The organism is Corynebacterium mendelii, assembly GCF_017307055.1.
Lineage (GTDB): Bacteria > Actinomycetota > Actinomycetes > Mycobacteriales > Mycobacteriaceae > Corynebacterium > Corynebacterium mendelii.
Map to the genome: position 1 here is coordinate 16,446 of NZ_JAFLEQ010000014.1, position 10,847 is coordinate 27,292.

The following is a 10,847-nucleotide window of genomic DNA, read 5'->3' on the forward strand; positions in this document are numbered from 1 at the left end:
TGGTGGGGCACCTCCTTGCCGGGGCGGGAAACCGGGCCGCGGGTTCTCCCCGCGGCGGGCCGGCCTGCCTGGTGTGCAGCAAAACGTCGGGTCAATCGGTCGTCGGGGTGGCCGCCGGGCCGCCTATCAGCCGGGCCAGCTCCTCAACACCGGGTAGTGTACTGGGCTCGATCGTTTTGTTCGCCCCGATGTAGAAGAATGCGGCCCGCACCTTGTCCGCGGGAACCTGGGTGCCGGTGGATTGACTGACCAGTTTCGCCCACGCGTAGCGGTAGACCGCCAACTGCACCTGCGCCGCCTCCATGTCGGCGCCGACGGGAACTTTCCCGGTTTTCCAGTCGACAACCATCCACCCTGTGTCCGGTTGGTCGCAAAAGTGGAAGACCGCATCCATCCGGCCGCGCACCAGGGTGCCACCGATGGTGACCGCGAAAGGCTGTTCCACCCGCACCGGCTGCCGGTCGGCCCATTCGGAGGCCAGGAATGCCGCTTTCAACTGTTCCAGCTTCTCGGCTGTGGCATCGGGTTCCCCGCTGCCGGGCAGTTCATCGAAATCGAGCATGGTCTGCCCGCCGAAACGTTTCTCCAGCCACCGGTGCAGGGCGGTGCCCCGTTTGGCGAAACGGTTCGGTTTGAACGGCACCGGCCGCGCCAGCCGCCGGGCGAAGCTGTCCGGATCTTTTTTCAGCGCCACCAGGTCACTGGCCGACAGGTCATCGGGCAGCACCACCTCAATGAGGCTGGATTGGCGGCGCCGGTGTTCGTCGATCAAAAAAGTGACGTCCTCTTCCCAGCGGGTGTGGACCGGATGATCCGACAACTCCGGCAGCCGGTCCAGGGCGGCGCCCACCGCCTGCAGTCCGGTGGTGATCCCTGCCCGCCGGTCACCCAGGTGGTCGATGGGAAATACTCCTGCGACCGTGGTCTCCGGCCGGGTGGACAACGCCTCGGCGATATCGTCCGCAGCGTCACCTGCGGGCACGCTGGAATCGTCGGCTGCGGGATCGGCCTCACCGTCCCACCAGCTGCTGACACAGTCGGGGAAATGTTTTTTCATCGCCACCAGGGCATCGGCCGGGCCGGAGTGTGTGCGGCCCGGCGACGGGGAGCCGGTGACAAACAGGGTGGATTCGCTGCGGGTGAGGGCCACATAGAACAGCCGGGTGGCTTCCTCCATGTCGGCTTCCCGGTAGGCGCGGGGATGCTCGTCGATGGCTTTTTGCAGCTGGGACAGGTCCTCGACGGCTGTGACATCCAGCACCGGGGCGCTGGCGGTGGCCGGATCCTCGCCGTCCTGCCCGGCGTCCCCGCGCAGTGTCGACGGCACGGCGGTGATGTCGGTCAACCAGGTGGTGGTGCGTTTCGATTCCCACGACTGGTCCGGGTAGTTGCTGTTGGAGGCACCGGGGACGACCACGGTGTGCCATTCCAGTCCCTTGGCTTTGTGCACCGTGAGAATCTGCACCCTACCCGGCGCGGACGGGACCTCCGGCTGGTTGAGTGCCTGTTCTTTGTCCTCGGCCAGCGACAGGTAGTCGATGAAGGAGGCCAGATCCGCCCCCGGGGTGTCGGAAAACTGTGCCGCGTAGCTGATGAACCGGTCCAGGTGCCGGGTTCCGGCCACCCCTTCGGCGGCCGGGTCGGCCCGGGCGAGAACCTCCTGGCGCAGGCCGATTTCTTTGTCCACCACCGCCACCGCATCAACCACCGGCCGTCCGGCGGTCATGGTGCGCAGCCGCCGCAGCAGTTGCCCCAGCCTGACCAGTCGGGTGTAGCCCTGTTCGCTGTAGCGTTCCGGCTCCCCGAGATCGGCGATGGCATCGACCAGTCCTGCCCCGCAGGTGGCGGCGGCGGGAATAATACCGGCCAGCTGTGCGGCGAAACGCCTCTCGGCCCGGTTGGTCTCCCAGCCGGTGATGTCGCTGTCACCGTCGCCGGATGGATCGGTTGGCGTCTCAGGCGCGCCGTCCCGCCTGGCCCTGGCGGCCAGGTTTGTGGCCCGGCGGCCCACAGCCACAATGTCGGCAAGTCCCAGATCAACCATGGGCCCTGCCAGGATGCGCAACGCCGCGGTGTTGTTGCCGGGGCGCACCAGCATGGTCAGTACCGCCACCAGGTCGGCGATCTCGGGGACGTGCAGCAGGCCACCGACGCCGACGATGTCGTTGGCCACCCCGGCCCGGTCCAGGGCGGCGGAAAGACCTGCCGCCTGTTTGTTGGCCCTGATCAGCACCGCCGCGGTCCATAAGTCGAGTTCGCCGCGGGCGGCGGCATCGTCGCGGATGTTTTTCAATGCCTCCGCGATCGCGGCATGTTCGTCTTTTTCCGTCGGGTACCAGCCCACGGTGAGTGTTCCGGCGGGGGCGCCGTCGCGGGGGGTAAGTGGCTGTACCGCCCGCCGCGGGCTGGTGCTGTCGCCCAGCACTGTGTCGGCGACCATGTTGGCGGCCCGCAAAATAGTGCCCGGGTTGCGCCAGGAGACGGTGAGTTGTTTTTTCGGTGCCGGCCCGACAGGGCTACCGGTGTCGTCCAGGAGCGGGAAATCGGTGGTGAACCGCTCCAGGTTGGCGGCGGTCGCGCCCCGCCAGCCGTAGATCGACTGCATCGGGTCGCCGACCGCCGTCACCGTCAGCCCGGGGTCGCATCCGCCGAACAGTCCCGTCAGCAGCACCCGCTGCGCGTGGGAGGTGTCCTGGTATTCGTCGAGCATCACCACCCGGTAGCGGCGGCGCATGGCCTGGCCGATCCGCGGATGCGCGGTGGCCAGGCGGGCGGCCTGGCTCATTTTCTCCCCGAAGGTTGTCACCGCCCGGCGGCGCATCTCTTCTGCCAGTTCCTCGATCAGCGACAGGTAGTCCACCCGCAGAAGCTGGGTGTTTTTCACCCGCAGCAGTTTTTTGGTCATCCCGTCACCGCGCTGCCGGGGTCCTTTCGGCAACTCGTCGATAAGGGCGGTAAACGCGTCGGTTTCCTGTTTCAGTTCCGTGGCGGTGATCAGATGGTTGTCCAGTTCACCGACCAGTGAGAGCAGATTGTCGGTGACGGTGGCCGGGTTCGGGTTGCCGGTCATGGCCCGGGTGTGGCCCGCCACCACCCGGCGGGCGATCTGGAACAGTTCCGTCATGCCGATGGTCCTGGCCGAGGGTTCCACCGGGTAGAGCAGACCGAATTCCGCGACCAGGGATCCGGCGAAGGCATCGTAGGTGCTCACGGTGGGGGTGATCGATTCCAGGGATGCCGACAGACGCCCGGTGGGGTCGATGTCGGTGAGGGCGGGAATACCGGCCAGTGTGCCCAGCCGGTCGCGGATCCGCCGGGAGAGCTGTTGGGCGGCTTTGCGGGTGAAGGTCAACCCCAGGATTTCTTCCGGCCGGGCGTAGCCGTTGGCCACCAGCCACACCACCCGGGCGGCCATGGTTTCGGTTTTCCCGGCACCGGCCCCGGCCACCACCAGCATCGGGCCGGGGGCGGCACCGATGACCTCCGCCTGCTGGGCGGTGGGATGGTGGGCCTGCCCCAGCATCTGTGACAGCAGCCGCGGGGACACCTGCCTGCAAAACCCTGCCGCCGGGTCGGCCGGCCCGGGCTGTGCGGGGGCGCCGGGGCGGTTATGGTCGGTCATTGGTGGTGGTCCTTCCTTCGGCGACGAAACGGCAGACGGCGGCGAAATCGGTGCGCCGGCAGGCATCGGTGACATAGGCGGCAAGCTGCGGGCCGTGTGTGGCGGCGGCAAGCTCCACCAGTACTTTTTCCAGCCCGGCCAGCTGGACCGCGTCTTTGCGGGCCTGCGCCAGAACGGCGATACCGCTTGTTTTGTTCGGCGCCCGGACATAGACCAGTTCGGCGTGGTCGATGGCGATCGTGTTGTCCGGGCTGTCGGCGGCGGTGATCTCCGGGCCGTCGGGGCCGGTGGTGATCTGTCCTTTCGACAGCGCCAGCTGGTAGGCGTACAGCTGCAGATTGTCGTTGGCGGCCCGGCGGGTGGGGATGGTGGTGCCGGTTTTGAAATCGGTGATGATCGCCGCCTTGTCCGTACCGGTCAGATCCAGTCTGTCCAGCCTGCCGTTGATGATGATCGGCCGGCCGTCGGCGGTGGCGGCCACCGGCACCCGCACCGGTATTTCCGCCCCCACGGGATCACAGCGCGCGGCAGTGGCCGCCACATGGGTGGCGGTGCGGTTGAGGGCGGCCCGGAATTCCTCCTCGGCTGCCTGTTTCCGCCACGGCGGTGGGCAAAGATACTCCAGCCAGGTGCGGGCTGCGGCATCGGCCGCCGCCTCCGGGTCGATGCCGTCGGCCAGCCCCTGGGCGAAGGCGTGGATGATGGTTCCCAACACCAGGTTGGTGGTGTCGGCGTCCTCGTTGCCCCACCGGCCCAGAACCGCCCGCAGCGGGCAGGACACAGCCGTGTCGATCATCGACGGGGACAATCTCACCGGCGCATCGCGACCGGCCGGGGGCGTGTCGGTCGACGGGCCGTGCACCCCCCACCACTGGGCCGGGTCGGCCCCCGGCACGCCGGCCGCGGCCAGCCGCGCCAGCTGGCGGCCCGCCTGGGCGGTGTCGTTTTCACCTGCCTGCCGGTCACAGACGATCCGCCGCAGCTGGCCGACCACCGCCGGCACACTGATCACCGGAAACCCCCCGTCAGCGGGCGGTCGGTAGCAGGTGGCGGCGTCCCGGTCGATAAAGCGGCTGACTTCCAGTGCTTCATCGGAGTCGGGGGCGTCAACGGCGGTGACCACCAGCCGGTCCGTGGCCCGGCTGCATGCCAGATCGAGCAACCGTTGTTCTTCCCTGATGCGCTCACCGAGATGGTTGACGTGCACGGACGGGTCGATGTCGCGGTCGATCAGCCCCACCAGTTCCTCCTGGTCGAACAGCGAGCCGGTGACACTGGTGGTCGGCCAGCTGCCCTCCTGCACCCCGGCGACAATGACGGTGTTCCACTGTCCCCCGGCCGCGCCGTGGGCGGTGACAACAGTGACCGCATCGGCGCCGCCGTCGCGGCGCAGCCTGCCGACGATCGGCAGATCCTGCGCTGCCATCCATCTGACGAAGGAGGCGGCGCCACTGCCCGGGCGGTGTTCGGTGAAATCACCGGCCACGTCAAAAAGCGCCATCACACAGTCCAGGTCGGCATCCGCCCGCGCCCCGGCGCTTCCCCCGCCGAGTGCCGCGTAGGCCAGTTTGTCGGCCAGCCCGGCCGCCGACCACAGCGACCACAGCAGCATCTCCACCGATTCCCCGCGGGCGTGGGCGGCCCGCCCGGCCCCCAACACCCCGGCCACCCGGCGCAGCACGGTGTCTTCCCGCGGGCTGAGCACCGGATCCGCTGATGGTTTCTTCTCCCCCGCGGTATCGTCCCGGCCAGTTCCGTCAGCAGGACCCGCGGTGGCGGTGGGGGCGTCGTCCGCGGTGGCGGTGGCGGCGCCGTCCCAGCCGGGCAGGCTGGTCTGCCCGGTGACCAGCCGGGCAGCGAAGGTGGCCGCATCTGTTCCCGCCCGGCGGGCGGGCCCGGCCAGCCCGCGCAGCAGGCTGCGCCACAGCACCGGATCCGCCCCGCCGATGGGGCCGAGGGCCAGCTCGGTGATCTTTTCCGCATCCGCGTGTCCGGTGACGGTATCCAGTGCGGTCAGCAATGCTTTGACCAGCGGCTGCCTGGTCAGCACCGTGTCTGATTGCTGGCTTGCGACGGGAATATCGGCGGCGGCCAGCCGCCGGGTCAGCGGGCCGGTGTCCCCGGTGGAGCGCACGATCACCGCCATATCGCGCCAGGCGATACCGTCGGCGGCGTGCCGGCGGCGCAGCGTGTCGGCGATCAGATCGGCCTGGGTGGTGGTGTCGGGGCAGATGACGGTGCTGGTTACCGGATGGCGGAAGCTACCGGGCAGGGTGATGGTGTGCCCGGTGGGGTAGCCGCCCAGCAGTTGTCCGGTGGCGCCGCGGAAATGGAACACCGACTGGGCGGTATCCCCGGCGATGACCGCCAGCCGGGCATGATCGGCCAGCATGCCGATCAGCCGGCAGGAGGCGGGATCGAAGTTCTGTGCGTCATCGACAGCCAGGATGTCGGCTTTGGCCCGCACCGTGGCGGCCAGGCCCGTATCTTCCTCGAGCAGGCATACCGCGGTGTGGACCAGTTCGGCGGCGGACAGTGTTCTGGTTCCCGACAGCGCCATGGTGCGCCGGTAGTCGCGCCAGAAATCGGCGGCGGCCACCCACACCGCACGATCGTGGGTGGCCCCCAGCTCAGCCAGCTGCGCCGGATCCAGGCCACGTTCAGCGGCCCGCAGGATCAGATCCTTCAGTCCCCTGGCAAAACCGGGCAAAGCCAGCGCGGGGCGCAGATCCTCCGGCCAGGTGCCCGTCTGATCCGCGGCCTGCCCGGCCAGAAGTTCCCGGAAAGCGTTGTCCTGTTCAGCCCCGGTGATCAGCCGCGGCTCCGGCTGGTTGTGCCTGGCCGCATGCGCCCTGACAACGGCAAACGCCAGCGAGTGCACGGAGCGCACCACCGCGTCGCCGCCGGTGAAATCCCCGCCGAGTTTCTGCCGCAGCCGACCGGCCAACGCGAAAGCCTGCTCTTTGCCGGTGGCGATGACCATGGTGCGTCCGGCCAGGCCGTCAGGACCGGCGATGCGGGTGGCGACGGCATCCAGCAGCAGCTCACTGACCCCTGATCCGGCGGGACCGGTGACAGTCCAGGTGCCGGTGGTGGCGGGATCAACCAGCCGGCCGGCCGGGCCGGTCCAGTCCCGGACCGGCGCGTCCGCGCGCGCGGGCGCGCGCACCAGCCGGATCCGCAGCGATTCACGCTGGTCTTTGCGGCTTGTCGGGGAAAATACGGCTTCAACCGGGGTATCAGTCACATCTCACAGTGTGGCAGACATCCGGGAGATCACCGCCGAATACGCCCGTTGCAGCCCTTCCCCGGTGGTTTTCGCCGGTTCGGGCACCAGGGCGTGCACCGCCAGCCGGTAGGCCAAAGCGCGGCCGATCAGGTGGTCGATACCGGGAACATGACTGAACCGGTCAATGATCCCGGCGTCGGTGATCCCCCGGACCAGTGCATCGACGATCACCAGCGCACAGGTGTAGCCGTGGGGTCTGATCACCGGCACGATATCGGTGACCGCCGGGGGTAAAAGACCATCGAAGATGGTGGTGGCCAGCATATCGGCGTGGGTGATCTGCACTTCGGCGGTCGACGGCGGGAGCTGTTTTTTCACCTCCGCAAACAACCGCGCCGCCATCTCGTGTTCGTCGGCCCGCCGCCGGGAGGCGGTGCCGCGGCGGCGAACACCGCGCATCCGCAGCGCCGCGGCCCCGGCCGGGGCGGCCGGGGCGGCGGCCAGGGTTGGTGCATCGTTGAACGCCGCCTCATCGGCGGCGGCGAACACACCCGCCGGTGAGCGTTGCGCGGCTGTTGCAAGCCCGGCGGGAACAGCCAGCCCGGCCAACGCGTCATCCAGCCGCAGTGCCGCGGCGGCTGTTTCATCGGGCCGGTTGTCCGGCTGGCCGTCAACAAAGGAACTGGCCCGCCAGCCGGTCACCGTCAAACGGCCGTCGGCGGCCCGGATGCCTGCGGCCACCCGCAGACTGTCCGGGTGGAGGTTCTCCCTCAACTGCGCCGATATCCCGGCCGCCTGGGGGTCGGTGACTTTCTGCAGCACCACCGAGCCGATGCGCCACCCGTAGTCCCAGGCGTGCCCGAGCCGTACCGGTTGCCCGGGGGGTGTTTTGAAAGCCCGTCGGATGCTGCTGGGCGGCGGTGTGGCGTTCATGTCTTACAACTCTATCTGTCCCCCACCGGCGGCCGCCACGGCTGAGACGGACGCTGTCCGCACCGGTTTTTTTAACCCCGTTGTGCCGATCAGGGCGCCGGTTCCGGGGGAACCTCCGCTGCCGGGGGCTGGTCAGGTGCCGGGGGAACCTCCGCTGCCGGGGGCTGGTCAGGTGCCGGGGGAACCTCCGCTGCCGGGGGTTCGGGGGCCGGCGGCTGCGGCGCGGGGAACGGCCACGGGTTGTAGCGGCACACCGCCCCGTCGTCGGGGTAGACCTCGCTGGGTTCCAGGTTGTGCAGGAAACTGTTCGACAGGCTCAATGTCTGCTGCATCATCACCGGCGCCAGGGCGCCGTCCGCCCCACAGGGTTCGTGGGCGGCGTAGCCGATGGCGTGGCCGACCTCATGGTTGATCAGGTAGCGCCGGTAGGAGCCGATGTCACCGTTGAAGGGAATCGCCCCGCGCACCCACCGTGATTCGTTGATGACCACCCGATTGCCGATGGTGGTGAAACAGGAGGTTTCCATCCCGATGTCATGCCCGCAGGCATCGTGGGTGGAGCCGACACTGGTCAGCTGGATGCGCAGATCGGGTTGTTCGGTGGAGGTGCCGTCAATGTGGCGGAATCCGAAACGCGGATCCTGGGTCCAGCCGCGCGGATCGGACAAGGTGGCATCGACCAGGGCGGCAAAAGCCCCGTCGCCGCCGTAGTGGCTGGCGGGAATGCCTTCTTCCACCTCGACGGTGTAGGTGAACACTTTTTCCGTCCCCTGGCCGAACTGTTCGCCGGCCCGGCCCGCCAGATGGTACAAACCGGTGCCCTGTTTGACGAAGGGTCCGCCCGGCGGCAGCTGCCCGGATTCATCGTCGATGGCGGGGGTGTGGGTGGCCGGGTCGGGTCCGCGGCCCCGGGTGGTTGTCTGCTCCCCCCGGCCGTCACCGTCGGCGGCGGCGGTGGTGGCCACCGCCGCAGGTGAGGTCGCCGGAGCCGGGGCGGCCCCGTCATCGCCGGTGAACAATCCACCGCGGCACACATCGACCAGCACCCAGACCGTGATCACGACAAGCACGGGGATGGCGTAGGCGCGCCAACCGTAGTTGCGGGCGAATCTGACGAGCATGGGCTCCACTTGGGTTTACCTCATCTTGGTCGGTCGGCCGGATGGTGCGGAAGAACGGTTGTGCCGCCCACCGTATCCGGTGACCGGGGAATCTATGGAAAAAGGCGAAAAACACACACGCCTGCGGTCACTGCCGCCACAGGACGGGCGGGCTGTGGGGCGCTCCGCCGCGGACCGGCCGGACCACCCATTGTATCGCGCTGCCCCGGTGGTTAACCACCAATATTGAAGCCGACCCGGCCCTGGGCGGCGGAGCCGAGTTGAATCCAGGCGATTTTCGAGTTTTTCGCCACAATGGAGGTGCCTTTGGCGTCAGTCAGCTCGAACACCCCCTCATCGTCGTTGACGGCCGCGGTGATCCTGGCCAGCAGGCTCTCCCGGTCCTCGTCGACGTTCAGGGCGATTTCCCGGGCGTTGTCGGTGAATCCGATCTTGATGTCCACTGTGTGTTGGCTCCAGACGCTTTGATGGTGTGCCCCGTCTTCCGGGGGCGCACCGTGTGGGGGTGTTCTTGTTGTCCCGCCACGGCGGTTCGCTGCCGGCGGGGGTTGGCACAAACTGTATCCGACACCACGGGGCGGGTGGGTGACCGGCCGGGTGGGCCGGGCGGGTTGGCCGGACAGTCAAACCCCGCACCACGGCCACCAGGCAGAGGCGATACTATTATTGCCGTGCCCGAAAAAAAGACCCCTCCCACATTCACCGAACTCGGCGTCGCCGCCGAAATCACCGATGCCCTGTCCGCGAACGGCATTGTCCGCACCTTCGCCATCCAGGAACTGACGTTGCCCCTGGCATTGAAGGGAACGGACCTGATCGGCCAGGCCCGCACCGGCATGGGCAAAACCCTCGGTTTCGGTGTTCCGCTGCTGGACCGTATCTTCGACGATGCCGGGGTGGAGGAACTCGACGGAACCCCCCGGGCACTGGTGGTGGTTCCCACCCGGGAGCTGGCCGTGCAGGTCGGCGAGGACCTGGAACGGGCCGCCGACAACCTTCCCGTGCGGGTGCTGACCATCTACGGCGGGCGCCCCTACGAAGAGCAGATCGATGCCCTCGATGCGGGGATTGACGTGGTGGTGGGCACCCCGGGAAGGCTCATCGATTTGTGCAACCGCGGGGTGCTGAAACTCGAGCGGGTGGCCGTGCTGGTGCTCGACGAAGCCGACGAAATGCTCGACCTGGGTTTCCTCCCCGATATCGAGAAACTGCTGAAACGGCTCACCCACAAACACCAGACGATGCTGTTTTCGGCCACCATGCCGGGACCGATTATCTCGCTGGCCAGAACCTTCATGGACCGGCCGGTGCACATCCGCGCCGAGGCAGCCGACGCCGCGCAAACCCACGCCACCACCCGGCAGGTGGTGTTCCAGGCCCACAAGATGAACAAAGTGGCCTGCCTGGCCCGGATCCTGCAGGGAAAAACCCGCGGCAAAACCATTATTTTCGCGCGCACCAAACGCTCCTGCGCCCGGATTGCCGAGGATCTGGCGGAGAAAGGTTTCTCCGTCGGCGCGGTGCACGGCGATATGGGCCAGCCCGCCCGGGAGAAATCCCTCGGTGCTTTCAAATCCGGCACCATCGATATTCTGGCCGCCACCGATGTGGCCGCCCGCGGCATCGACATTGACGATGTCACCCATGTCATCAACTACGAAACCCCCGATGACCCGATGACCTATGTGCACCGGATCGGACGCACCGGCCGGGCCGGAAACACCGGTATCGCGGTCACCCTCGTCGGCTACGACGAGATGAACAAGTGGAAGATGATCGACGCGGAGCTGGGGCTGAACAAGCCGGAGCCGCCGCAGTGGTTTTCCACCTCCCCGGAACTGTATGAGGCACTGGATATCCCCGAATCCGCCGGCGAGACCATCGGCTCGCCGCGCAAAGTCTTCGGTGGCGCATCAGTGACCAGGCCGGCCGCCCGCCGGGG

General features: G+C 68.0%; 6 protein-coding genes. 1 reads left to right on the plus strand and 5 read right to left on the minus strand.

Annotated elements, in window-relative coordinates:
* Window positions 1-91: 91 nt before the first annotated feature.
* The 5 genes from JZY06_RS07465 to JZY06_RS07485 form a co-directional block, all read right to left on the minus strand.
* Window positions 92-3,622 (minus strand): ATP-dependent helicase, encoded by a 3,531-nt coding sequence (locus JZY06_RS07465; RefSeq protein ID WP_330617186.1) that lies wholly within the window; start codon window positions 3,620-3,622, stop codon window positions 92-94.
* Entirely contained in the window at window positions 3,609-6,869 is a 3,261-nt protein-coding gene (locus tag JZY06_RS07470) for a PD-(D/E)XK nuclease family protein (protein WP_207278938.1), read from the minus strand. The genes JZY06_RS07465 and JZY06_RS07470 overlap by 14 nt, the downstream gene beginning before the upstream one ends.
* A gap of 3 nt (window positions 6,870-6,872) precedes the next feature.
* The gene (locus JZY06_RS07475) at window positions 6,873-7,784 is read right to left on the minus strand and encodes a TIGR02569 family protein (protein ID WP_207278939.1); all 912 of its coding nucleotides are present in this window, start codon (window positions 7,782-7,784) and stop codon (window positions 6,873-6,875) included.
* An 89-nt stretch (window positions 7,785-7,873) separates the two neighbouring features.
* Window positions 7,874-8,905 (minus strand): DUF3152 domain-containing protein, encoded by a 1,032-nt coding sequence (locus JZY06_RS07480; RefSeq protein WP_207279019.1) that lies wholly within the window; start codon window positions 8,903-8,905, stop codon window positions 7,874-7,876.
* 212 nt (window positions 8,906-9,117) lie between these two features.
* Entirely contained in the window at window positions 9,118-9,348 is a 231-nt protein-coding gene (locus tag JZY06_RS07485; RefSeq protein WP_207278940.1) for a DUF3107 domain-containing protein, read from the minus strand.
* 228 nt (window positions 9,349-9,576) lie between these two features.
* Here JZY06_RS07485 and JZY06_RS07490 point away from each other — a divergent pair.
* Window positions 9,577-10,847, plus strand: a 1,271-nt coding sequence (locus JZY06_RS07490; RefSeq protein ID WP_330617187.1) for a DEAD/DEAH box helicase, incomplete at its 3' end; no start/stop codon positions are given.

Coding starts and splice junctions, on each gene's coding strand:
- JZY06_RS07480 (WP_207279019.1), bottom strand. CDS start 8,905: ATGCTCGTCAGATTCGCCCGCAACTACGGTTGGCGCGCCTACGCCATC.
- JZY06_RS07475 (WP_207278939.1), bottom strand. CDS start 7,784: ATGAACGCCACACCGCCGCCCAGCAGCATCCGACGGGCTTTCAAAACA.
- JZY06_RS07465 (WP_330617186.1), bottom strand. CDS start 3,622: ATGACCGACCATAACCGCCCCGGCGCCCCCGCACAGCCCGGGCCGGCC.